The 23,409-nt window shown below is 75.2% G+C and carries 14 protein-coding genes; 7 read left to right on the top strand and 7 right to left on the bottom strand.

Translation table 11 applies throughout. The annotated features are described in order from the left end of the window. Positions 1-106 precede the first annotated feature (106 nt). Positions 107-1,042: a carbohydrate kinase gene (locus tag RMN57_RS04400; protein ID WP_313762034.1), complete on the top strand. Its 936-nt coding sequence runs from the start codon at positions 107-109 to the stop codon at positions 1,040-1,042. 77 nt (positions 1,043-1,119) lie between these two features. Here the strand turns inward: RMN57_RS04400 and RMN57_RS04395 are convergent, their stop codons facing one another. Beyond that, on the bottom strand, positions 1,120-1,494 hold the full coding sequence (locus RMN57_RS04395; protein ID WP_313762033.1) for a hypothetical protein: 375 nt from the start codon (positions 1,492-1,494) through the stop codon (positions 1,120-1,122). A gap of 193 nt (positions 1,495-1,687) precedes the next feature. Next, positions 1,688-2,221 (bottom strand): GNAT family N-acetyltransferase, encoded by a 534-nt coding sequence (locus tag RMN57_RS04390; RefSeq protein ID WP_313762032.1) that lies wholly within the window; start codon positions 2,219-2,221, stop codon positions 1,688-1,690. A 247-nt stretch (positions 2,222-2,468) separates the two neighbouring features. On the opposite strand from RMN57_RS04390, the gene RMN57_RS04385 reads away from it, so the two are divergent. Then, positions 2,469-3,425, top strand: coding sequence for a polysaccharide deacetylase family protein (locus tag RMN57_RS04385; RefSeq protein WP_313762031.1), 957 nt, complete (start codon positions 2,469-2,471; stop codon positions 3,423-3,425). A 51-nt stretch (positions 3,426-3,476) separates the two neighbouring features. Here RMN57_RS04385 and RMN57_RS04380 read toward each other — a convergent pair whose 3' ends face one another. After that, a complete protein-coding gene (locus RMN57_RS04380) occupies positions 3,477-3,914 on the bottom strand; it encodes a YchJ family metal-binding protein (RefSeq protein ID WP_313762030.1) in 438 nt (145 codons plus the stop codon). A gap of 467 nt (positions 3,915-4,381) precedes the next feature. Between RMN57_RS04380 and RMN57_RS04375 the strand changes: the two genes are divergently transcribed. From RMN57_RS04375 to RMN57_RS04360, 4 genes are all read left to right on the top strand, one after another. Next, positions 4,382-9,406, top strand: coding sequence for a non-ribosomal peptide synthetase (locus RMN57_RS04375; RefSeq protein WP_313762029.1), 5,025 nt, complete (start codon positions 4,382-4,384; stop codon positions 9,404-9,406). Then, complete coding sequence (locus RMN57_RS04370; RefSeq protein WP_313762028.1) at positions 9,403-14,949, top strand: non-ribosomal peptide synthetase; 5,547 nt, start codon at positions 9,403-9,405, stop codon at positions 14,947-14,949. Before RMN57_RS04375 ends, RMN57_RS04370 begins: the two co-directional genes overlap by 4 nt. 146 nt (positions 14,950-15,095) lie before the next feature. Further along, positions 15,096-16,418, top strand: a complete 1,323-nt coding sequence (locus tag RMN57_RS04365) for a tyrosinase family protein (RefSeq protein ID WP_313762027.1) — start codon at positions 15,096-15,098, stop codon at positions 16,416-16,418. Further along, entirely contained in the window at positions 16,418-16,921 is a 504-nt protein-coding gene (locus tag RMN57_RS04360; RefSeq protein ID WP_313762026.1) for a hypothetical protein, read from the top strand. Before RMN57_RS04365 ends, RMN57_RS04360 begins: the two co-directional genes overlap by 1 nt. An 82-nt stretch (positions 16,922-17,003) precedes the next feature. On the opposite strand, the gene RMN57_RS04355 is transcribed toward RMN57_RS04360, so the two are convergent. Continuing rightward, entirely contained in the window at positions 17,004-17,660 is a 657-nt protein-coding gene (locus RMN57_RS04355; RefSeq protein WP_313762025.1) for an NAD(P)-binding domain-containing protein, read from the bottom strand. Positions 17,661-17,817: 157 nt separating this feature from the next. Between RMN57_RS04355 and RMN57_RS04350 the strand changes: the two genes are divergently transcribed. Continuing rightward, positions 17,818-19,410 carry a PQQ-binding-like beta-propeller repeat protein gene (locus tag RMN57_RS04350; protein WP_313762024.1) on the top strand — a complete coding sequence of 531 codons (1,593 nt, stop codon included), beginning with the start codon at positions 17,818-17,820 and terminating at the stop codon, positions 19,408-19,410. 69 nt (positions 19,411-19,479) lie between these two features. Here the strand turns inward: RMN57_RS04350 and RMN57_RS04345 are convergent, their stop codons facing one another. The 3 genes from RMN57_RS04345 to RMN57_RS04335 all read right to left on the bottom strand — a co-directional run bounded on the left by RMN57_RS04345 (position 19,480) and on the right by RMN57_RS04335 (position 23,315). Continuing rightward, positions 19,480-20,850: an aldehyde dehydrogenase family protein gene (locus tag RMN57_RS04345; RefSeq protein ID WP_313762023.1), complete on the bottom strand. Its 1,371-nt coding sequence runs from the start codon at positions 20,848-20,850 to the stop codon at positions 19,480-19,482. Positions 20,851-20,873: 23 nt separating this feature from the next. Next, complete coding sequence (locus RMN57_RS04340) at positions 20,874-22,631, bottom strand: asparagine synthetase B family protein (protein ID WP_313762022.1); 1,758 nt, start codon at positions 22,629-22,631, stop codon at positions 20,874-20,876. 126 nt (positions 22,632-22,757) lie between these two features. Then, positions 22,758-23,315 (bottom strand): hypothetical protein, encoded by a 558-nt coding sequence (locus RMN57_RS04335; RefSeq protein ID WP_313762021.1) that lies wholly within the window; start codon positions 23,313-23,315, stop codon positions 22,758-22,760. Positions 23,316-23,409: the final 94 nt, after the last annotated feature.

The raw sequence follows: 23,409 nt of genomic DNA, 5'->3' as shown, positions 1-23,409 counted from the left end.
TCCGGGCAGGGCCGGTCTCCGCCGCCGCGCCGCCCCCGTAGGCTGGTCCGCCGAAGCACCCGGCGCACGGCCCGCGCCGGCCGCCCGGACGGCAGGAGCAGCAGACGTGACCGGCACCGCCCCGCACCTCCCGGTGGCCCCGTACTTCCTGGTGGTCGGCGAGTGCGTCGCCGACGTCGTCCGCACCGACGGCGCCGCCGACCGCGTCCACCCCGGGGGCAGCCCCGCCAACGTCGCCTACGGGCTGGCCCGGCTCGGCCTGCCGGCCGTGCTGCTCACCCAGCTCGGCGCCGACGCCAACGGGCGGCTGATCAGGGCGCATCTGGAGTCGGCCGGCGTCACCGTGCTCGCCGAGCCCGCCGAGGGCGGCCGGACGCCCTCCGCCGTGGTCCGGCTCGACGCGCAGGGGCACGCGCAGTACGTCTTCGACATCGGCTGGAGCCTGCCCGACCGCCCGGATCTCGCACTCCCCGGTGCGCCCGGCCATCTGCACCTCGGCTCGATCGCCGCGGTCACCGAGCCGGGCGCCTCGGCGGTGCTGGCCCTGGTCGAGCGCCTGCGCGGCCGGGCCGGGGTCAGCTACGACCCCAATGTGCGGCCCGCGCTGATGGGCGACCACGGGGCGGCCGTCCGGCGGGTGGAGCGCTGCGTGGCGCTCAGCGGTCTGGTCAAGGCCAGCGACGAGGACCTCGCCTGGCTCTACCCCGGGCAGGACGCCGAGGACGTCGCCCGGCACTGGCTGGGCCTCGGGCCGGCCACGGTGGCGGTGACCCGCGGGGCGGCGGGCGCCTTCGCCGTCACGGCGGACGGCCGCCGGGCCGAGATGCCGGCGCGAGCGGTCGCGGTCGCGGACACGGTGGGTGCCGGCGACTCCTTCATGGCCGCCCTGCTCGGCGCCCGGTGGGCCGGCGCGGGTCTGGAGCAGGCGCTCGCCCGGGCCGTCACCGCCGCGGCCGTCACCGTCTCCCGCCCCGGCGCCAACCCGCCCGACGCCGCCGAGCTCCGGGCCGCCCTCGCCGCCGAGGCCGCCGGCCGCGTGTAGCGCAGACTCCCGGGGCGGACCGCGGTGACCTCCGTCACGGTGGGGAACCGCGGGGCCGGTCCCCCACCGTCAGGCCGTCAGGAGTCGATGTGGAGACGGAGGACGTGGCGGCTGGGGAGCATCCGGTAGTCGCCCCCCTTGGTGAACACGTACTTCTGCACGGCGCCGTCGGCGTCCTGGTAGGACACCCAGCCCGAGTGGCTTCCCGGGGAGAACAGGTCCACCGCGTGGACGTCGCTGACGTCGATCTCACCGGTGCCGTTGTAGCACCAGGTCCAGATGGTGAGTTCGACGAACCGCACCTCCTGCTGGACCGAGCTGCACTTGACCGGCTGCAGCGTGCCGGCGGTGGTGGCGGCCTGCGCGGGCGCCGCGCTCAGGGTGAGCGCTGCCGCCGCGGCGGCCGCCGTCAGGGCGGCGGCCCTGGGCAGGGAGCGGAAGTTGATCTGCATGAGACATCCCTCGTGTGTGGACAACAGTCATGCCAGTCTTCGGTCCGCACGTGACCACCGTCGTGCCGCCGGGCAGGAACCTGCCAGGGGATCGTTCGTGGGAGATCCTCGGACACGCGTGCCGGGGCGAACGAGTCCGGAAGGTGTCGGGCAGGTCGCCCGGCGGGAGCGGAGGCCCGGCCCGACGCAGGGCTCAGGCCGCCGGGGCGGTGAGGTCCCTGCCGTACCAGATCTGGGCGTACGGGCTGCTGCTGTAGGCCGGTATCTCGCGGTAGCCGTGCCGGGTGTAGAGGGCACGGGCCTCGACCAGGTCGAGCCGGGTGTCGAGCACGATCCGCTCGGCGCCGAGCTCGCGGGCGGCCTCGTCGACGGCCGCGAGCAGCCGCGCGCCGCCGCCGGTGCCGCGCACCGCGTGCCGGACGAAGACCCGGGTGAGCTCGACGGAGCGGTCGTCCAGGACGCGCAGGCCGGCGCAGGACTGCGGCTCGCCGTCGTAACGGCCGAGCAGGAAGACGCCGGTGGGCCCGGCGAGGTCGTCGCTGGGGGAGTCGGCCAGTCCGGTCTCGATCTCCTCCGGGGTGCCCTCGCGGCCGAGGTGGAGGCGGTAGTACCGGTTGGCGACGTCGATGTAGTACTCGCGCAGCAGCGCCGCCGCCTCGGGGGAGCCGACGTCGGCCCGGGAGACGGTCCAGAGACCCTTGGTGGTGTGCGGCGTGCTGATCGTCATGTGCGCATTGTCGACGGTCGCCCCGGCCCATGGCGAACGGATATTCGGCCCGGCCGCCCCGCGCGGCGCGGGAGCCGCGACCGGCCCCGGTCGAGGGCCGGTTGCGCCGGGCGGGTGATGAGGGGATTGGACGGCAGGTGTGTCGGGGGAGCACTGCTCCATGGACAGACCATCAGCTAATCGTATTTATGGGGGTTTGAGGGGGAGTCTGCAGCCGGGCCGCACGGCCCGTAGCGTCGGGGCCGCCGTGGTCGCGGCGATCTGCCTGTCCGCGGTGGCCGGATGCGCCGGACCCGTCGGTCCGGGAGGCCCGTCCGCGACGGCCGGTGCCGGTGCCACCCCGGCCGGGGCGGCGACGGAGGCCGGGGCGGGTGCCGGGCAGGCGGCCGACCACGGCGCGCCCAGGCCGCCGGCCGTGCCGCTGACCCTGCCGGGGCTGGCCCGGGCCGAGGAAGAGAGCAGCAGCGAGGCGGTGGCCCGTCAGCAGGCGGCCGTCCGGGCCGGGCTGGCGACGGCGCGCCGGTGGGGGCTGGAGCGGCTGCCCGCGCAGGCGCCGCAGCGGCCGGTGGTCCGGCCGGAGCTGAAACCGGCGCAGGGCGTGAAGCTCGCGCCCGGGCGGCCCCCGGTGGTGTACCGGGTCCCCACCGACGAGAAGATCGTCTTCCTGACCGTCGACGACGGGGCGGAGAAGGACCCGGAGTTCTCCCGGATGGCCGCCGAGCTGGGCGTCCCGTTCAGCGCGTTCGTGGCCGACTACCTGGCCCGCGAGGACTACGGCTACTTCCGCCGGCTCGCCGCCCAGGGCGACATGGTGAACAACCACACCATCAACCACCGCGACATGAGGCTGCTCGGCTACGAGCAGCAGCGCGACGAGATCTGCCGGCAGCAGGACCAGCTGGAGCGGCAGATCGGCGTCCGGCCGAGGCTGTTCCGGCCCCCGTACGGCGAGTACACCGACGACACCCTGCGGGCCGCCGCCTCCTGCGGCATCGAGGCGGTGCCGCTCTGGAACGAGGAGGCCTTCCCCGACCGGATGGAGTACCGCTACGACGACCAGCGGCTGCACCCGGGGGACATCATCCTCACCCACTTCCGCGGCACCTCCCTGTGGAACGGCACCATGACCGACCTGCTCCGCAAGGTGGTGAACGAGGTCGGCGCGCAGGGCTTCACCTTCGCGCGGCTCGACGACTACCTGTAGGAGTCCGCGGACCCCGCGGCCCGCGTCCCGTCCGGCGCGGGCCGCCCGGCGTCAGCCGAAGGAGAGCGCGTCGACGTAGACCCAGGCGCCCTCGTGCCGGACGAAGCGGCTGTGCTCGGTGAGTACGCCCTCCTCCCGTCCCTCGGTGTAGTGCGCGCGGAAGGCGACCGTGCCCTCGGCGTGGAACGCGCCGCCCTCGGTGGTGGAGAGCACCTCCAGTCCGGTCCAGCGCAGGGCCGGGTCGAGGTCGACCGAGTCGGGCCGGGTGTCGGGGTGCCAGCTGCGCAGCAGGTAGGCCTCGTCGTGGGCGACGAACGCGCTGTAGCGCGAGCGCATCAGGGCCTCGGCGGTCGGTGCGGCGGCCTGGCCCCGGTGGTAGCGGCCGCAGCAGTCGCCGTAGGCGGCGGGCAGGCCGCACGGGCAGGGCGAGGACGGCAGCAGCCGGGGTGCGGGGGCGGCGGCGCGGGGTGTGGAGCGGCGTCGGGACATGGCGTCCATTCTGGCGCCTCCGCGGAGCGCTGTCCGCCGGGGGTGGCGAGCGCGCCGCGCGGACGCCCCGGCCGGTCCGGTACGCCCCGTGGGGCCCGGCCCGGCGCCACTTCGTCCCGCCCGGCCTCGTTTCAAGGAAAGGTAAAAGGGCAGGTCAAGCCCGCGTGTGCACGGAGTGCCCACAAAGTGTGCACACCTGACGCCGACGGCGCGTCAGGTGACCCGCCAAGAAGGTAGCGGTAGCGGGCCCGGATGTCAGCGGGATCTGACAATCCGCCAAAATCGTCAACGAACCGTCACCTCTCCGCGGCGCTGCGTGAGGGCCGGAAGGTGATCTTTCCGGCATATCGAACGAGTGTGGGACTTGTGCTGGTCATTCGGAGATCTTTACCCCACCATCTCCGGTGGCACACCGCCCGAATCCGGCCGACCACAAGTCGGCGCAGGGCCATCCCTCAGGAGAGTTGATGAGTTCGACGGGACATCCGCCGCTCGACCCGACCGATTCGCTGGCCGCACTGTTCGAAGCCCAGGTCAGACGGACCCCGCAGGCCACCGCCTTGATCGACGGCGAGCGGCGTCTGACCTACCGTGAACTGGCCGACGCCGCCGAAACGGTGGCCGGAAGACTGGCCGGATCCGGCGTTCGCGCCGAGACCCTCGTCGGGGTCTGCCTACCGCGATCGGCGGACCTCGTGGTCACCCTGCTGGCGGTGCTGCGCGCCGGCGGCGCGTACGTGCCGCTGGACCCGGCGTACCCGCAGGACCGGCTGGAGCTGGTGATCGGCGACGCGCAGGCGCCCGTGGTGGTCACCGACCGCGCGCACGAGCACCTGCTGGCCGGCGCCGGGGCGACCCTGCTGTACACCGACGGCGACAGCCCCGCCGCGCCCCTCCCGCCGCTCGCCGCGGCCGCCGGCACCCCGGCCGCCGGGACGGACGCGCTCGCGTACGTGCTCTACACCTCCGGCTCCACCGGCCGGCCCAAGGGCGTCTCGGTCACCCAGCGCGGCGTCAACGCCATGCTCCGCTGGGCCGCGAACACCTACCGCCCGGCGGACGTGGCCGGCGTGCTCTTCGGCACCTCGGTCTGCTTCGACATCTCGGTCTACGAGCTCTTCTTCCCGCTCGCCGTCGGCGGCACGATCGTGGTGGCGGAGAACGTGCTCGCCCTGCCCGAGCTGCCGGCCCGCGACGAGGTGACACTGGTCAACACCGTGCCGAGCGCCATGGCGGCGTTACTGCGTGGCGGCGGCCTGCCCGGCGGCGGGGGTCTGCCGGGCAGCGTACGCGTGGTCAACCTGGCGGGCGAGGCGCTGCCGCGCCACCTGGCCGACCAGGTCCACGCCCAGCCCCAGGTCGAGCGCCTGTACAACCTGTACGGGCCGACCGAGGACACCGTCTACTCCACCTGGTCGCTGGTCGGCCGGAACGAGTCCGGCGAGCCCGTCATCGGCCGCCCGCTCGACGGCACCACCGGCCACGTGCTCGACGAGCAGCGGATCGCCGTGCCGGACGGCGGCATCGGCGAGCTCTACCTCGCCGGCGAGGGCCTGGCGCGCGGCTACCACGGCCGCCCCGACCTCACCGAGGAGCGCTTCGTCACCGTCGGCGGCGAGCGCTGCTACCGCACCGGGGACCTCGTCCGCCGGCTGCCGGACGGCGACCTGGAGTACCACGGCCGTGTCGACCACCAGGTGAAGGTGCGCGGCTTCCGGGTCGAGCTCGGCGAGATCGAGGCCGTGCTCGCCGCCCACCCCGCCGTCGAGGCGGCCGCCGCCGTCGTCCAGCGCGACGAGACGGGCGACTACCTGGCCGCCTTCGTCCAGCCCGCGGCCGGCAGCACCGAGCCGACCGCCGCCGAGCTGCGCGCCCACTGCGCCGCCGCGCTGCCCGGCTACATGGTGCCGCTCGCCGTCGCGGTGCTCGACCGGATGCCGCTCACGCCCAACGGCAAGACCGACCGCAAGGCGCTGCCGCCGGTGGCCCGCGGACGCGGCGGCCAGGAGGTGTTCACCGCCCCCCGCACGCCCGTCGAGGCCCGGATCGCCGAACTCTGGCAGCAGCTCCTCGGCGTCCCCGAGGTCGGCGTGCACGACGTCTTCCTCGACCTGGGCGGCCACTCGCTGCTCGCCGCCGGCCTGCTGGCCCGGATCGAGCGAGAGTTCGGCACCCGCGTGCCGCTCACCGAGTTCTTCGCCGCGCCGACCGTCGCCGCCCTGGCCGTCCGGGTCGCCAACGGCGGCGGCGGACGCCCCTCCGTCGCACCGCCCGAGCGCGGCGCCGGCCTGCCCGCCCGCCCGACCGCGTTCCAGCACGAGCTCTGGCTGCACGAGTCCCTCCAGCCCGGCTCCGCGCTCTACAACGTGCCGCTGCGGGTGCGCGCCACCGGCGACCTCGACCTCGCCGTGCTCGGTCGCGCCCTGACCGAGGTGGTCCGCCGGCACGAGGTGCTGCGCACCGCGTTCACCGGCCGCGACGGCGAGGCCGTCGCCGAGGTGCGCCCGCCCTACCCGGTCGACGTCCCGCTGCGCGACCTCACCGGCGCGGGGGAGGAGGAGCTCGACGCCGCGCTGCGCACCGAGGCCGCCCGCCCGCTCGACCTCGCCGGGGGCCGGCTGCTGCGCGGCCTCGCCCTGCGCACCGGCGACGGCCGCCACGAGCTGCTGCTCACCGTCCACCACGCCGCGATGGACGGCTGGGCGGCCGGACTGCTCCTCGCCGAGGTGGGCCGCGCCTACCGGGACGGCGAGCTCGCCGAGCCCGCACTGCAGGTCTCCGACGTCGCCCGCTGGGAGGAGCGCGCCAACGCCGCCGCCCGCGAGGACGCGTTGCGCTGGGGCGGGCGGCTGGTCGGCCTGGACGCCGACCAGCACCTGCCCGGCGACCGCCCGCACCCCAGCCCGCAGGACACCGCCGGCCGCCGGATCGCGCGCCGGCTCGACGCCGAGCTGGTCCGCTCGGCCGAGCGCTGGGCCGGGCAGGAGGGCGCCAGCCTCTACATGGCGGTGCTCGCCACGCTCGGCGGCGTGCTGCACCGCTACACCGGGCGCACCGACCTGGCCGTGCTCAGCCCGTTCGCCGTCCGGCCCGTGCCCGAGCTGGAGCAGGTGCTCGGCTCGCTGATCAACACCGTCGCGCTCCGCTTCGACGCCGCCGGCGGCGACACCTTCCGCGACCTGGTCGCCCGGGTCCGCCCGGTGGTGCTGGAGGCCGCCGAGCACAGCGGGTTCCCCTTCCTGGAGCACGCCCGCCGGTTCGCCGGCACGGCCGGGCTGACCGCCTCGCCGATCGCCCAGGTGCTGCTCGCGGTCCAGAACCACCCCGTCCCGGGCGTCGAACTCCCCGGCCTCAGCCTGCAGTTCGTCGCCGAGGTGTGCAACGGCACGGCCAAGACCGACCTCTCGCTGTTCCTGGAGTTCCCGCCCGAGGGTCCGCTGCTCTCCGCCGAGTACCGCACCTCGCGCTACGACGAGCGCTCGGTGCACGCCGCCCTCGACCACCTGGTGACGCTGCTCGCCGCAGCGGTGGCCGAACCCGACCGGCCGATCGGCGAGTTGGCGATGCTCTCGGCCGCCGACCTGGCCCTCGCCGGGACCGGCCGGCGCGCCGCCACGCCGGTGCCCGACCAGCGGCTGCACGACCTGGTCGCCGCCCGGGCCGCCCGCAGCCCGGAGGCGGTCGCCGTCTCCGCGGCCGACGGCGTCCTCGACCACGCCGGCCTGGACGCCACCGCGAACCGGCTGGCGCACCTGCTGACCGCCCGCGGAGCCGGGCCCGGCACGCTGGTCGCGGTCGCCGTCCGGCGCGGCCGGCTGCTGCCCGCCGCCCTGCTCGGCGTGCTGCGCAGCGGCGCCGCCTACCTGCCGCTCGACGTCGACCAGCCGCTCGCCCGCAACCGCGCGGTGCTGGACGACGCGGGCGCCACCCTGCTGGTCGCCGAGCGGGCCACCGCCGACGACCCGCTGCTCGACGGCCGGACCGCCGTCCTGGTCGACGGCCCGGAGGCGGCCGCCGCCCCGCCGACGGCACCGGCCCCGCCCGCCGCCGTCGGCCCGGAGGACCCGGCCTACCTGCTGTACACCTCCGGCTCCACCGGCCGCCCCAAGGGCGTCGCCGTCCCGCACCGGGCGATCGTCAACTTCCTCACCTCGATGGGCCGCGAACCCGGGCTCACCGAGAACGACGTGATGGCCGCGGTCACCACCGTCACCTTCGACATCGCCGGCCTGGAGCTCTGGCTGCCGCTGGTCACCGGTGCCCGGGTGGAGATCGCCGACCGCGCCACCGCCACCGACGGCCGCGCGCTGGCCGACTGGCTGGAGCGGCGCGGCGTCACCCACCTCCAGGCGACCCCCGCCACCTGGCGCATGCTGCTGGAGGCCGACTGGCCCGGCCGCCCGGGCCTGACCGCGCTCTGCGGCGGCGAGGCGCTCACCGCCGACCTCGCCGAGGCGCTGCTCAAGCGCATCGACGCGCTGTGGAACCTCTACGGCCCCACCGAGACCACGGTCTGGTCCACCGTCCAGCGGGTCACCCCCGAACTGGCCGCCCACGGCGGGGTGGTGGCGCTCGGCGCGCCCGTCGACAACACCCGGCTGCACCTGCTGGACGGCGGCGGACGGCCGGTGCCGGTCAACGGCATCGGCGAGCTCTGCATCGCCGGGGCCGGCGTCGCGCTCGGCTACCACGGGCGGCCCGACCTCACCGCCGAACGGTTCACCGCCGAGCCCGGCGGCCCCGCGGGCGCACCGATGTACCGCACCGGGGACCTCGCCTGCCGCCGCGCCGACGGCCGGCTGGAGTACCACGGCCGCACCGACGCCCAGGTCAAGCTGCGCGGGTTCCGGATCGAGCTCGGCGAGGTCGAGGCCGCGCTCACCGCCGTCCCCGGCGTCGGCGCCGGCGCGGCCCGGCTCACCGACACCGCGGCCGGACCGGTCCTGGCCGGCTACGCCGTCACCGACGGCACGCTCACCGAGGAGGCGCTGCGCGCCGCCCTGGCCGTCCGGCTGCCGGACTACATGGTCCCGGCCGCGTTCGTGCTGCTCGACGCGCTGCCGCTGACGCCCGCCGGCAAGGTGGACCGCGCCGCGCTGCCCGCGCCGGTCCTCGGCGGCGCCGGGGCACCGCCCGAGGGCGACTGCGAGGAGCTGCTCGCCGACCTCTGGCAGGAGGTGCTCGGCGTGCCGGCGGTCTCCCGGCACGACGACTTCTTCGCGCTCGGCGGCCACTCGCTGCTCGCCACCCGGCTGGCCGCACGGGTGCGCGACACCTTCGAGATCGACCTGCAGCTGCGCACCGTCTTCGAGGACCGCACCCTGGCCGCGATGGCGCGCCGAATAGAGGACCAGCTGCTCGACGAACTCGACGGACTCGACGAGCTCGACGAACTGGACGAGCTCGACGGCCCGGACGCCGTCGGCGGGTCCGGGAACGACACGGACGACTCGGGCGCCGGGACCGGCGCCCGCACGGGGGAGAACGCATGACCGACCAGAACACCGCGGGGGCCCGCGCGGCCGCCCCGCTCGACCCGGACGCCAGACGGCAGGAGCTGCTCCGCCGCCGGCTGGCCAAGGCCAGGGCCGCCAAGGAGGCCCAGCAGTCCGGCGCCACCGCCCCCGCCCGGGGCGGCGTCCCGCGCCGGCCCGAGGGCGCCCCGGCGCTGCTCTCCTCGGCCCAGCGCCGGATGTGGTTCCTGGCCCAGTACGAGCCCGACAGCGCCGCCTACCACATCCCGCTCGCCCTCCACCTCGACGGCGAACCCGACACCGCCGCCCTCGGCGCGGCCCTGGCCGACGTGCTGGCGCGGCACGACGTCCTGCGCACCGTCTACCGCACCGTCGACGGCGACGTCCGCCCCGAGCTGCTGGACGCCGCCGACACCGTCCTCACCACCGCCGACGTGCGCGCCGAGGAGGTGGAGCAGCGGCTCGCCGAGGAGGCCCGTCGGCCGTTCGACCTCGCCGCCGACCTGCCGCTGCGCGCCGCCCTGCTGCGCACCGGCGGGAGCAGCGTGCTCAGCCTGGTGCTGCACCACATCGCCGCGGACGGCTGGTCGATCGGCGTCCTCTTCGCCGACCTCGCCACCGCCTACGCGGCCCGGCTGGAGGGCCGCGCGCCCGCGTTCGACCCGCTGACGGTGCAGTACGCCGACGTCGCGCACTGGCAGCAGACCGGCCTGGCCGAGGAGCTGTCCCGTCAGGAGGCCTGGTGGCGGGAGCGGCTGAGCGGCGCCACCGCCACCGTCACCGTGCCCACCGACCGGCCCCGGCCGGCCGTGGCCGACACCCGCGGCGAGCGGATCACGGCCGACTTCGGTGCCGAGCGCAGCGCCCGGGTGCGCTCGCTCGCCGAGCGCACCGGCACGACCGCGTACATGGTGCTGCTGGCGGCGCTGCAGACCGTGCTCTCGCGCTACACCGGTGCCGAGGACGTGGTGGTCGGCACCCCGGTCGCCGGGCGGACCCGCAGCGAGACCGAGCCGCTGGTCGGCTGCTTCGTCAACACCCTCGCGATGCGCACCGACCTTTCCCCTCGCTCCGCTGGGGACGCCCCTACCGGCGACCTGACCGTCCGGCAACTGCTGGAGCGGGTCCGCGAGGGGACGCTCGGCGCCTTCGGCCACCAGGACCTGCCGTTCGAGCGGCTGGTCGACGCCCTGGGCCTGGAGCGGGAGCTCGCGCACACCCCGCTCTTCCAGGTCATGCTCAACGTCCACAACCAGGCCAAGGCCACCGTCGAGCTGCCCGGCCTGACGACCGACTGGCGGCCCGTCGGCACCGACACCGCCAAGTTCGACCTCTCCGTGGCCGTCGTCGACCAGGGCGGCGACCTCACCGCCGACCTGGTCTGGCGCAGCGAGCTCTACGACGAGGCGACCGTCCGCCGCGTCTTCGGCCACCTCACCACGGTGCTCGACGCGATGGCCGAGAACCTCGACCGTCCGCTCGCCGAGCTGCCCCTGCTCACGCCCGCCGAGGAGCGCCTGCTCACCGGCTGGGACGACACCGTGCGCGGCTGGGACCTCGGCGGCACCCTGCACGGCCTGGTCGAGGAGCAGGCCCGGCGCACCCCCGACGCGCCGGCCGTCCGCGGGGCCGACGGCGTGCTCGACTACGCCGGGCTCGACGGCCGGGCCAACGCGCTGGCCCTGCGGCTGCGCGCGCTCGGGGTCGGCCCGGACCGCCCGGTCGGCCTGCTGATGGAGCGCTCGGCCGCGCTGGTCGTCGGCATGCTCGGCATCCTCAAGGCCGGCGGCGCCTACCTGCCGCTCGACCCGGTCTACCCGGACGAGCGGATCCGCGCCCTGCTGGCCTCCGCGGGGGCCGCCGCGGTGGTCACCACCGAGGATCTCGCAGGCCGGCTCGACGCCGCCACCCCGGTGGTCGTCCCGGACGGCTCGACCGCCGCGCACGGCCCCGAGGTGGACGTCCGCCCGGAGCACCTCTGCTACCTGGTCTTCACCTCCGGCTCCACCGGCGCGCCCAAGGGCGTCGCCGTCGAGCACCGCAACTACCGCAACTACCTGCACGGCCTGCGCGAGCGGATCGGCGGCGACCAGCAGGGCTGGAACTGGGCGCTGGTCTCCACCTTCGCCGCCGACCTCGGCACCACCAACGTGTTCGGCGCGCTCACCGGCGGCGGCTGCCTGCACCTGCTCACCCGCGACCAGGCCACCGACCCGGAGGCCTTCGCCGCCTACGCGGCCGAGCACCGGATCGACGCCATGAAGCTGGTCCCCAGCCACCTGGAGGGCCTCGCCGCGCACGGCGCCGGCCTCGGCGGGATCCTGCCCGGCCGGCTGCTGATCTGCGCGGGCGAGGCGCTGCGGCCGGACCTGGTCGCCCGGATCCGGGCCGCCCGGCCCGACCTGCTGCTGCACAACCACTACGGGCCGACCGAGACCACCGTCTCCATGCTCGGCGCCCCCGTCCCGGCCGACCTCGGGGACGCGGCCACCGCGCCGCTCGGCCTGCCCTTCGGCAACGTCGGCGCGCACGTGCTGGACGCCCGGCGGCGGCCCGTCCCGGTGGGCGTCCCCGGCGAGCTGTACGTCTCCGGCGCCGGCGTCGCCCGCGGCTACCTCGGCCGGGACGACCTGACCGCCGAGCGCTTCGGCCAGGTGCGCGGCCGGCGCTGCTACCGCACCGGCGACCTGGTCCGGCGGCGCCCGGACGGCGCGATCGAGTTCCTCGGCCGGGTCGACCACCAGGTCAAGATCCGCGGCTTCCGGGTCGAGATCGGCGAGGTCGAGGCCGAGCTGACCGGCCGCCCCGAGGTGCGCGAGGCCGTGGTGGTCGCCCGCGGCGAGGGCGCCGCCCGCAACCTGGTCGGCTACCTGGTGCCCGCCGACCCGGCCGCCGCCCCCGACCCGGGCGAGCTGCGCGCCGCGCTGCGCAGCCGGCTGCCCGACTACATGGTGCCGGCCACCCTGGTCGTCCTGGACGCCCTGCCGCTGAACGCCAACGGCAAGGTCGACCGGGCCGCGCTGCCGGAGCCGGTCGCCGTCCAACCCGCCTCGGGCGGCGGCGAATTGGCCACGGCGACCGAGCACGAGGTGGCCGCCGCGTACCGGAGCGTCCTGGTCGTCGACGAGATCGGCGCCGCGGACGACTTCTTCGCGCTCGGCGGGGACTCCTTCTCCGCCGTGCACGCCGTCCGCCTGATCGGCCGCGGCCTCTCGGTGATCGACCTGTTCCAGCACCCCACCGTCCGCGAACTCGCCGTGCTGCTCGACGCCCGGGCCGGCGGCACCGCGGACGAGGGCCCGCGCACCCTGCTGCACAAGCTCACCCGCGGCAACGCGCCCGCCGGGCTGAACGTCGTCTGCGTGCCCTACGGCGGTGGCAGCCCGATCACCTTCCAGCCGCTCGCCGACGCCCTGCCGGCCGGCCACCGGCTCTACGCCGTCGAGCTGCCCGGTCACGACCCGAGCCGGCCGGACGACGAGCTCGCCGAACTCGACTCCCTGGCTGACCGGTTGACCGAGCAGATCACCGAGCGCATCGACGGCCCGGTGCTGCTCTACGGCCACTGCCTCGGCGGTGCGCTCGCCACCGCGCTCGGCTCCCGCTTGGAGGCGGCCGGCGTCGACCTGCGCGGCGTCGCCCTCGGCGGGACCTTCCCCGCGGCCCGGCTGCCCGGCCGGTTCGCCGAGTGGATGGCCAGGCGCCTGCCCGGCGACCGGATGCTCTCCAACCGCTCCTACCTCGACTACCTGCGCGCCATGGGCGGCTTCACCGACGTCTACGACCAGGCCGAGCAGGACTTCCTGGTCCGGGCGCTGCGCCACGATGTGCGGCAGGCCGAGGAGTTCTACACCCGCGCCTACGGGGACGGGCGGCCGGCGCCGATCGCGGCGCCGATCCTGTGCGTCGTCGGCGAGAAGGACCGCGCCACCCAGCTCTACGAGGAGCGGTACGCCGAGTGGGAGCACTTCGGCGACACCGTCGACCTGGCCGTGATCCCGCGCGCCGGGCACTACTTCCTCAAGCACCAGGCCGACGAACTCGCCCGCGTCATCTCCGGGTTCGGTAACACCGGCGCGGTGGCCGAGCAGGTCGCGGCCAAGCGCCCGGCCGCCCGGGCCGACCTCCCCACCTTCGCCAAGGTGGCGATCGGGCAGTTCGTCTCGATGATCGGCACCAGCCTCTCCACCTTCGCGCTGGGCGTCTGGGTCTACCAACAGACCGGCTCCGCCTTCGACTTCGCGATGATCTCGGTGGTCGCGGTGCTGCCGGCCGTGCTCCTGCTGCCGATCGCGGGCGCGCTGGCCGACCGCGTCGACCGGCGCAAGATCATGATCGTCACCGACACCGTGGCGGCCGCCGGCATGCTCTCGCTCGGGCTGCTGCTCTGGGCCGACCTGCTGGAGGTCTGGCACATCTACGTGGTCGCCTGCATCGGCGCGGTCTGTTCGGCCTTCCAACGCCCCGCCTACCTCGCGGCGATCACCCAGCTCGTCCCGAAGCGCTACCTGGGCCAGGCCAACGGACTGGCCCAACTCGGCACCGGCGCGGGCGACATGATGGCCGTTCTGGCCGGCGGCGTGCTGGTCTCGCTGATCGGCCTGCACGGTGTGGTGCTCTTCGACATGGCGACCTTCCTCACCGGTGTCACCTGCCTGCTGCTGGTGCGCTTCCCGGACGCGATGTTCGACAAGCAGGAGGAGCCGCTGCTGCGCGAGGTCGTCACCGGCTGGCGCTACATCGTGCGCCGGCACAGCCTGGTCGCGATGGTGGTCTTCTTCGTCGTCTTCAACTACCTGTTCGCGGTGGCCACCGTGCTGATCACCCCGATGGTGCTGGCCGGCGGATCCGCCGTCCAGCTCGGCGTGATCACCGCCGTGGGCGGGGTCGGTGCGATGACCGGCGCGCTGGTGATGGCCCTGTGGGGCGGCACCCGGCGGCGCGCCGTCGGCATGATCGGCTTCACCTCGGTGGTCGGCCTGGCCGCCGTCGTGGCCGGCAGCCGGCCGCAGGCCGCGCTCACGGCCTGCGGGCTCTTCGTCCTCTGGGCCGCCCTGATGATCCTCAACTCGCACTGGATGGCGCTGATCCAGACCAAGGTCGGGATGGAGCTGCAGGGCCGCGTCCTGGCGACCAACCAGATGCTCGCGATGTCGATGATGCCGCTCGGCTTCCTCACCGCCGGGCCGCTCTCCGACCACGTCTTCGAGCCGCTGATGCGCCCCGGCGGCGCGCTCGCCGACTCGGTCGGCATGGTCCTCGGCACCGGCCCGGGCCGCGGGGCCGGCCTGCTGCTCGTCCTGGTCGGCGTCGTCCTGGCGGTCTGGGGCCTGCTCGGCCTCGCCTACCGACCGCTGCGCCTGATCGAGGACCTGCTGCCGGACGCCCTCCCGGACGCCGAGATCGGCGACAAGGACGCCATCCAGGCCGAGGCCGACCGCCTGCTCGCCCTCGCCGAGGCCGCCCGCTCGGGCGGTGCGGACGCCGTGCTCCCCGGCGCCCGCCCCGCTCCCGCCGCGGACCGGTCCGAGAACCGCGTCCCGGCGGGCGCCGGCCGGTAGCGGGGCCCCACCCGGCGGCTCGTCCCGCCCCGCCGCCCGACACCGGGCAGCGGGGCGGGGCACCTACCGGGTCACCGTGGGTGACCATCGAGGTGCAAGTGGTGATCATGTCGTTCGCGTGCGACGCTCCGGGCGGAGGTAGCACCATGACCAAGAACCGCCGGGACATCAACTCCCTCAGCCAGACCGAGCTGGACGACTACATCCACGCGCTCGGGATCCTTCGCGCTCGGTCGGCGGCCGACCCGGACGACCCCACCGGGTACGACTTCCAGGCCGCCCTGCACAACGACATGTTCGTCGGCCCCTGCGAGCACGGCAGCGACCTCTTCCTGCCGTGGCACCGCTCGCACCTCTACCACTTCGAGAAGCTGCTCCAGGAGTCCGACCCGCCGCGGACGGCCGACGTCACGCTGCCGTACTGGGACTGGCTCCACCCGGAGGCGGCCGGGAAGTTCCCGCCCGCCTTCGCCCTGCCCGGCCTCGCCGCCGAGCGCAACGACGTGGCGACCGACCTGCCGCCCGACACCCTGCAGATCGTCACGCAGGAGACCGACCAGGGGGCGTTCGGCGGCTACCCGGCGGCGCACCCGGGCGGCGACTACGGACGCCTGGAACTCGGCCCGCACAACTACATGCACGGGGTGTTCATCGGCGGGGACATGGGAGACCCGTCGACGGCCGCACAGGACGCGATCTACTTCAGCTTCCACACCTTCATCGACCTGCTCTGGGCCGAGTGGCAGCGCCGCAACGGCGCGCCGCCCGTCACCTCGCCCGACCACGACCTGCGCGGCTTCCTCTCCCAGGCCAAGCACAAGGTGGCGGACTTCGCCGACACCGTGGCGCTGGGCTACGAGTACGAGTACACCGAGCGGCTGAAGAAGGCCTTCGCGGTGCCGGTGCCCGCGCCGGTCGAGCGCAGCCTGCTCGCCACCCGGCCGCTCAGCCTGGTGGCGGCGCCGGACTTCGCGACGCAGATGCGGGAGGCCTCCCGGGCCCAGTTCGGTCTGGTGGCCGCACCGAAGGAGGGCCGGGAGGTGGTGGTCCGCCTCGACGAGCTGAAGATCCCGCTGACGGGCAGCTACCTGCTGCACGCGTACGTGCATCCGGGTGACGTCCCGTTCCGTGCGGACGACGCGGAGTTCGCCGACCGCTACGGCGTCGGCTACGCCGTGCTGTGGCGGGCCCACGCGGGCCCCGCGGACGGCGGTCACGACGACGGTGGTCACGAGCACGGAGCCGGCCACGACGGCGGCGGCCGACAGCCGCACCCCCACCACCCGAGCTCCTGCACCGTCCGGTTCGACGTGACGGCGGTCCTGGCGGAGTCACCGGCGGACCTCGGGACGCAGGTCCTGACCCTCCAGTACAGCCCCGCGCCGACCGCCACCGGTCAGCCGGAAAGCCCGCCCGAGCTGGTCCAGGAGGTCGCCCTGAAGGACGTCATGATGGAGGTGTACGGCTGATGCGTACTCCGGTGTACGAGCTCCACATCAAGCCGCTGTTCCGGGCCACCGACCGGGAGCACATGGCCTTCTCCCTCGACCTCTGGGACTACGACTCCGTGGTCGCCAACGCCGATGACGTCCTCGCCCGTGTGGACGGCGCCGGGATGCCCCCGGACGACAGCGGCGGGCCGTGGCCCGAAGAGTGGATCGCGCTCTTCCGCCGCTGGCACGAGAGCGGACACAAGCGCCTGGAAGTCGGTACGGCGGACTTCACCCTCGCCCGGACGGCCACCGCCGTGACCGTCACCGCGACGGGGACGTTCCCCGGCGCCGGCTTCGAGGGCTGGCTCCAGCTGGAGAGCGAGACGGACAGCGCGAAAACCTACGTCCTCTACTTCGAGGCTCCGGACAGCCCGAGCGCCGGCACACCCGCCGCGTTCACCCGGAAGGAACGGTACAAGGCCACCGACACCCGCGCCGTCTTCGTGCACGACGGCAAAGGGGTGCAGGAGCTGCACTGAGCCCGCTGGACCGCCCGCCCCCGCGTGAGCCGGGCCGAGCCCGCCGAGCCGAAGCCGGCCCGGCGGGCTCGCCGTGCGCGTCCTACCGGGCGCGCCTGATGGAGTAGTTGAACTCCGCCGTGCCGAAGCTTCGCATCAGCCGCAGCCAGAACGGCATCAGCATCTCCATGCCCCGGGCCCCCGAGATGTCCCCGAGGTCGATCACCGACTCCGCCGGCCAGCCGAACTCGCCGAGCAGGGCGACCGCGTCGGCCTTGGCCCCGGCGTCGTTTCCGGCGATGAACAGGTTGTGCTCGCCCTCCAGCCGGCCCGGCTCGACCATCAGCGGCGCGGTGACCGTGTTGAGCGCCTTCACCACCTTGGCGTCCGGGAACTCCCGCTGGATCTGCTCGCCCACGCTGTCGGTGTTCACCGGGTCCAGCGAGACCTCGCCCTCGGCCGAGAAGACCAGCGGGTTGGAGATGTCCACCAACAGCTTGCCGGCCAGCCGCTCGGCGCCGGCCGCCCGCAGGGCCGCCAGCGAGACCGTCCCCGAGGTGGCGTTCAGCACCACCTCGCCGAAGGCCGCCGCGTCCGCGAACGTCCCCGCGTGCCCGGTCGGGCCCGCCTGCTCCGCCCAGGCCAGCCCCGTCTCGTTGTCCTTGGTCCGCGAACCCAGCGTCACCTCGTGGCCGAGCGCCACCAGCTTGTCCGCGATCGTGCGGCCGACCATACCGGTGCCGATGATTCCGAATCGCACAGTTTCTCCGTCCCTCCGGGCCCGCGCCCCGTGACCCGGGCCGCGATGACGATAGTTCAACCCGCCCGGTCCGCGCGGGGAATAGCCGCGAACGGGCGACCGCCGACTGGACCACCCCCGCTGGTGGCGGCCGGTCCACCGCCGAACCATGGTCGCCATGAACCGAACCAACAGACCGTACGCCCGGGCCGCCGCCCTGCTCGCCGGCCTCGCGCTGCTCGTCCCCGCCGGCGCCGCCCGGGCCGACGTCACGACCGTCTCCTTCGGCACCGACCGGACCGCCTGGGACCGAAACGAGCCCGGACTCTCGCCCGAGGAGGTCGCCAAGTCCGACTTCGGCGTCCGTTTCTCCGTGCCGCTCGACGGCCAGGTCTTCGCCCAGCCGCTGGTGATCGGCCCGACCGTGGTCGTGGCCACCGAGACCAACCACGTCTACGGGATCGAGGCCAGGACCGGGAAGATCACCTGGCACCGGGCGATGGGCGCGGCCTGGCCCTCCGCGGCGATCGGCTGCTCCGACCCGGGCCCCAACGTCGGCACCACCTCCACCCCGGTGTACGACCCGGCCACCGGCACCGTCTACCTCACCAGCAAGGTCAACGACGGCCCCGACGACAAGCACCCGCACTACTACGTGCACGCCGTCGACGCCCAGACCGGCGCCGAGCGCAGCGGCTGGCCGGTCACCGTCCAGGGCGACCCGGTCAACGCCCCCGGCAAGCCGTTCAACGCCTACCGCTCGCTCCAGCGCCCCGGACTGCTGCTGCTCGACGGCTCGGTCTACTTCGGCTTCGGCTCGCTCTGCGGCATCGGCGACTACATCGGCACCCTGGCCGGCCTCGACACCCGCACCCGCAAGCTCACCCTCTGGTCCACGGTGGCCGGCTCCGACACCCAGCGCGCCTCCGTCTGGATGGCCGGCAGCGGCCTCGTCTCCGACGGCCCCGGCCGGATCATCCTGACCACCGCCAACGGTCAGGGCGCCGGCGCCTCGCCCGCCCAGGGCCCCGGTGACAAGCCGCCCGGCGGCCTCGGCGAGTCGGTGATCCGGTTCGCCGTGAACGGTGACGGCACCTTCGCACCGAAGGACTTCTTCAGCCCCACCAACAACGCCACCCTCGACAAGAAGGACACCGACCTCGGCTCCGGCGGCCCGGTCGCCCTCCCGTCGACCGTCTTCGGCACCCCCGCCCACCCCCGGCTGCTGGTCCAGGTCGGCAAGGACGGCCGGATCTTCCTGCTCGACCGGGACGACCTCGGCGGCATGGGCCAGGGCCCCGGCGGCACCGACCGGGCGGTCGGTGTCACCGGCCCCCACGGCGGGGTCTGGGGCCACCCGGCGGTCTGGGGCGGCGACGGCGGATACGTCTACACCGTGGAGAACTTCGGCAAGCTGCGCGCCCTGAAGTACTCCGTCAACGCGGCCGGGAACCCGCAGCTGACCAGCGCCGGAACCAGCGCCGAGGACTTCCTCAAGATGTCCGGCTCACCCGTCGTCACCTCCGACGGCACCCGCTCCGGCTCGGCCCTGGTCTGGGTGATCTGGTCCGGCACCGGCCAGTACGGCGAGGGAGGCGAGCTGCGCGCCTACGACCCGGTGCCGGTCGGCGGCACGCTGAAGCTGCGCCGCTCCTTCCCGCTCGGCACGGTCAGCAAGTTCTCCGTGCCGGCCACCGACAAGGGCCGGATCTACGTGGGAACGAAGGACCACCACCTGGTCGCCCTCGGCCGGCCCTCGGCCTTCGCCTGACCGGCGGGTGCGGGGTCCCCGGGGCCGTCCGGTGGACTGGGCCCTCCAGGTGCCGAGGACCCCGCGCCGTCAGAGCCGGACCGTCACGGTCTTGGGCCGCTGGTACTCCTGGAGCGCCAGGGCGGACAGGTCGGTGCCGTGGCCGGAGGCACCGCGGCCGCCGTGGGGGAGCTCGGCGGTCTGGGCGAGGTGGCAGTTGACCCAGGTCTCGCCGGCGTCCAGCCGCGCGGTGAGGTCGAGGGCGGTGCCGAGGTCGCGGGTCCAGACGCTCGCGGCCAGGGCCTGCGGGACTGCGTTGGCCAGGGCGAGCGCCTCCTCGACGGTGGCGGCGCGCTGGACGGTGAGCAGCGGCCCGAAGACCTCCTCCAGCACGGCGGGATCGTCCTCGGGAAGGTCGGCGAGCAGCCTGGCGGGCCGCCAGAGGCCGTCGGTGCGGCCGGGCGCGGCGATCGAGCGCTTGGCGCCGGAGGCGGCCACCAGGCGGTCGTAGCGGGCGGCCTGGTCGGGGTTGTTGAGCGGGCCGAAGTCGCGCCCGGCCTGCCGCTCGGCGAACGCGGCGGTGAGGGCGGCGACGGCCTGCTCGTGGTTCTCGTCCAGGGTGATCACCCGGGCGGGCGCGGCACAGCTCTGGCCGGCGTTGTAGGTGCAGGCCTCGGCCAGCGCGGACCAGGTGTGCCCCGGCGCGTCCGGCAGGACCAGGACGGGGCTGTTGCCGCCGAGTTCGAGGCTGACCCGGCGGTGCCCGGCCCGGGCGGCGATGTCGGCGCCGGCGGCGGCGCTGCCGGTGAAGGCGATCATGTCGACGCCGCTCGCCACCAGCAGCCGCCCGGTCTCGCGGTCACCGGGCAGCACGGTCAGGACGCCGTCCCCGAGCGCCCGGGCGGCGTGCTCGGCGAGCAGGACGGCCGAGTCCGGGGTGGTCTCGGCGGGCTTGACGACGACGGCGTTGCCGGCGGCCAGTGCCGGGGCGCAGCGCCACGCGGCCATCAGCAGCGGGTAGTTCCACGGGACGATCGCGCCGACCACGCCGATCGGCTCCCAGCGCACCCAGCTCTCGTGGCCGGTCAGGTAGCGGCCGGCGGCGGGCGCGGTGCCGGCGCGGGCCGCACCGGCGTGGAAGCGGAACAGGTCGGCCACCGCGCCGATCTCGTTCACGGCCTCCGCCTCCGGCTTGCCGGTCCCGGCGCACTCCAGGGCCGCGTACTCGGCCCGGTGCTCCTCGATCAGGTCGGCCAGTGCGTCCAGCCGCCGCTCGCGCTCGCGCGGGGTGTGCGCCGCCCAGGGCCGGCTGCCGGCGCGGGCGGTGCCGACGGCCTCGGCGACCCGGTCGGCGCGGGCCGGCGCCAGCGAGCCGCGGGTGCGGCCCGTCCGCGGGTCGATCAGCACGATCGGGGCGGCTGAGGCGGCTGAGGCGGCTGAGGTGGCGGGCGGGTGTGCCATGCGGGGCCTTCCGGTGGGCGGATTCACAGGTCGTAGGCGCGCAGCCAGAGTTCGAGCGTGAGGACGAGCCAGAGCTTGCCGCCCTGACGCGGCAGCAGGCTGCCCTCGCGGCGCATCCAGGTGCGGACGGTGTCGGGGCGGACGAGGCCGCGCTCGCGGGCGGTGCGGCCGAGCAGCAGCTCGCCCGAGAGGTCGCGCAGCGGACCGCCCAGCCACTGCTGGACCGGTACCCGCATGCCGCTCTTCGGCCGGTCGGTCACGGTGGCCGGGAGCAGGTCGCGGACGGCCTCCTTGAGCACCCACTTCTCCACCGTGCCGTGCAGTTTGAGCCGCGGCGGGGTGGCGAAGGCGTGGTCGACGACGTGCCGGTCGAAGAGCGGGGAGCGCCCCTGCACGCCCTGCGAGGCGGTCAGCCGCTCCACCTTGGTGAGGATGTGGTGCGCCCCCTTGGTCCGCAGGTTGCAGTGGAGGAGCTGGTTGAGCAGCGCGTGCATCGGCCCCGGTCGCAGGTAGGGGGCGACGTGCCGGCGCGGCTCGGGCGCGGACTCCAGCGCCCGCAGCGCGCCCGGGGTGAGCAGCCGCGGCAGGTCCTCGTAGCACTTGCGGTACGACCGCAGGTAGGCCTCGGCCCGCACCTCGGGGGCCGGGTCGTCCCGGTGCATCTCGTACACCAGCATCGGCAGGTTCTTCGGGCCGCCGAAGACCGGGTCGCCGCCCTCGCCGTTGAGCGAGACGGTGAGGCCGTCACCGGCCACGGCCTCGGCGAGCATCAGGTTGGGGACGGTCAGCGGGTCGCCGACCGGGCTGTCCAGCAGCGCCACCGTGTCGGCGAGCCGGGCGGCCACCTCGGCACCGGAGACGGTCAGGACCCGGTGGTCGGTCCGGCAGTGGCCGGCGACCAGGCCGGAGTAGCCGAGCTCGTTGGGCAGTTCGTCGCCGAAGCTGATCGAGTAGGTGTGCACCGGGCGGTCGTGCAGGCGGGCGGCGAGGGCGGTGACCAGCGAGCTGTCGACACCCCCGGAGAGCAGCACCGCGACGTCCTCCCCGGGCGGCAACCGGCGCGCCACGGCCTGCTCCAGCAGCGCGCGCAGCTGCCGGGCGTACTCCGCGGCGGGCACGGCGTCGGCGTCCGCGGGCAGGACCTCGGCCGGCTCCCAGTACTGCTCCTGCCGGACCGAGCCGTCCGCCCGCAGTCGCAGGATCCGCCCCGGCAGCGCCTCGTGGACATCGCGCAGCAGGGTCTCCTCGCCGGGCAGGTAGGCGAAGGTGAGGAAGGACCGGACGGCGGCCAGGTTCACACCGGTGCGCAGCGCGGGCCAGCGGCGCAGCGCGCGCAGCGAGGTGGACGCGGCCCAGCAGCCGTCGGCGCGGGCGTAGAAGACGGTGCGGGCGCCGGCGTGGTCGCGGATCAGGACGAGGTCGGGGCCGTCCACCACGGTGAGCACGAAGAGCCCGTCGGCCAGCCGGACGCCGTCCGCGCCGAGGGCGCGCCACAGGCGCAGCAGCAGCTCGCCGTCGGGGCAGCCGGCGGGGGCGGGGCGGTCGGCGGCGGCCAGTTCGGCGAGCAGCTCGGGCCGGTTGTGCAGGGTCACCTCGCCGACGGCGGTGGCGCCGTCGGCGCTGAACGGGCCGGTGGCGAAGCCGGGTTCACCGGGGATCAGGGCGGCCTGGGCCGCCGGGCCGGGGGCGTGGGCCGGGGCCGGGGCGCGGCCGGTGAGCGCGGCGAGGTGGGCCAGGGCCCGGCCGGCGTCGGGGCCGGTGCAGGCGCAGCAGCGAGCCATGCGGGAGGGGTGCCTTTCGACGGGGTGGCGGGCGGTCGGGCGGTCATACGGTCGGGCGGTCATACGGTCGGTGGGGGCCGGCTCGGGCCCCGGGCCTGGGGGTGCCCGGCCTCGGGCCTCCGGGGCTCAGCCGAAGTCGCCGTCCCAGCCGTCGTCGCCGGAGCCGTCCCAGTCGTGGTCGTCGGCGTAGTCGGTGCCGCTGTCGCCCCCGCCGTCGCCGGAGGACCCCGAACCGTCGCCGCCCGAGGACGAGTTCGCGTTGGCGGCCCGGGCGCGGGCGGCCTCCTGCCGCAGCGCCTCCTCCTCGTCCGGCCCGAGCTCCAGCGGCGGGAACTGGGAGACCGCGACGGCCGCGGCCCCGGCCACCCCGAGGGCACCGAGGACGACGCCGAGCCGGCCGCGGAAGGCGGTGCGGTTGACCGTCACCAGCTCGCCGCGGGCCCAGACGGTGCGGCCGTAGCCGATGTCGCGCCCGTACTCGGTGAAGCCGTCGTCGCGGGTGCGCTTGACGAGGTCCCGGCCGAGCGGTTCGTCGGTGCCGGCCCGGCCGGTGCTGTCGTTCCAGTGGACGAGGCCGGCGGCGCCCCGGTGGCGCCACTCGCTGCGGCCGTCCTCGTAGCGGCGGTGCACGGTGCCGTCGGCGAGCAGTTCGTCGCTGTAGCCGAGCTGGCGGGGCTGTGTCATCGTCGGGAGTCCTCGAAGAAGTCCGGGTGCCCTCGCGGGGAGGGACGGAGGTCGGGCGCGGCGCGCGGCGGGTCGGTCCGCCCGGTCAGGCGGC

It is taken from the genome of Kitasatospora sp. CM 4170 (assembly GCF_032110285.1).
Taxonomy (GTDB): Bacteria; Actinomycetota; Actinomycetes; order Streptomycetales; family Streptomycetaceae; genus Kitasatospora; species Kitasatospora aburaviensis.
The sequence above is the reverse complement of the archived record's forward strand: the minus strand, read 5'-3'. Positions and strand labels throughout refer to the sequence as shown.

What these genes read in the sequence shown, in the direction of transcription:
- RMN57_RS04345 (WP_313762023.1), bottom strand. Translation starts at nt 20,850, where the DNA reads ATGGCACACCCGCCCGCCACCTCAGCCGCCTCAGCCGCCTCAGCCGCC.
- RMN57_RS04360 (WP_313762026.1), top strand. Translation starts at nt 16,418, where the DNA reads ATGCGTACTCCGGTGTACGAGCTCCACATCAAGCCGCTGTTCCGGGCC.
- RMN57_RS04395 (WP_313762033.1), bottom strand. Translation starts at nt 1,494, where the DNA reads ATGCAGATCAACTTCCGCTCCCTGCCCAGGGCCGCCGCCCTGACGGCG.
- RMN57_RS04365 (WP_313762027.1), top strand. Translation starts at nt 15,096, where the DNA reads ATGACCAAGAACCGCCGGGACATCAACTCCCTCAGCCAGACCGAGCTG.
- RMN57_RS04340 (WP_313762022.1), bottom strand. Translation starts at nt 22,631, where the DNA reads ATGGCTCGCTGCTGCGCCTGCACCGGCCCCGACGCCGGCCGGGCCCTG.
- RMN57_RS04335 (WP_313762021.1), bottom strand. Translation starts at nt 23,315, where the DNA reads ATGACACAGCCCCGCCAGCTCGGCTACAGCGACGAACTGCTCGCCGAC.
- RMN57_RS04350 (WP_313762024.1), top strand. Translation starts at nt 17,818, where the DNA reads ATGAACCGAACCAACAGACCGTACGCCCGGGCCGCCGCCCTGCTCGCC.
- RMN57_RS04390 (WP_313762032.1), bottom strand. Translation starts at nt 2,221, where the DNA reads ATGACGATCAGCACGCCGCACACCACCAAGGGTCTCTGGACCGTCTCC.
- RMN57_RS04375 (WP_313762029.1), top strand. Translation starts at nt 4,382, where the DNA reads ATGAGTTCGACGGGACATCCGCCGCTCGACCCGACCGATTCGCTGGCC.
- RMN57_RS04370 (WP_313762028.1), top strand. Translation starts at nt 9,403, where the DNA reads ATGACCGACCAGAACACCGCGGGGGCCCGCGCGGCCGCCCCGCTCGAC.
- RMN57_RS04380 (WP_313762030.1), bottom strand. Translation starts at nt 3,914, where the DNA reads ATGTCCCGACGCCGCTCCACACCCCGCGCCGCCGCCCCCGCACCCCGG.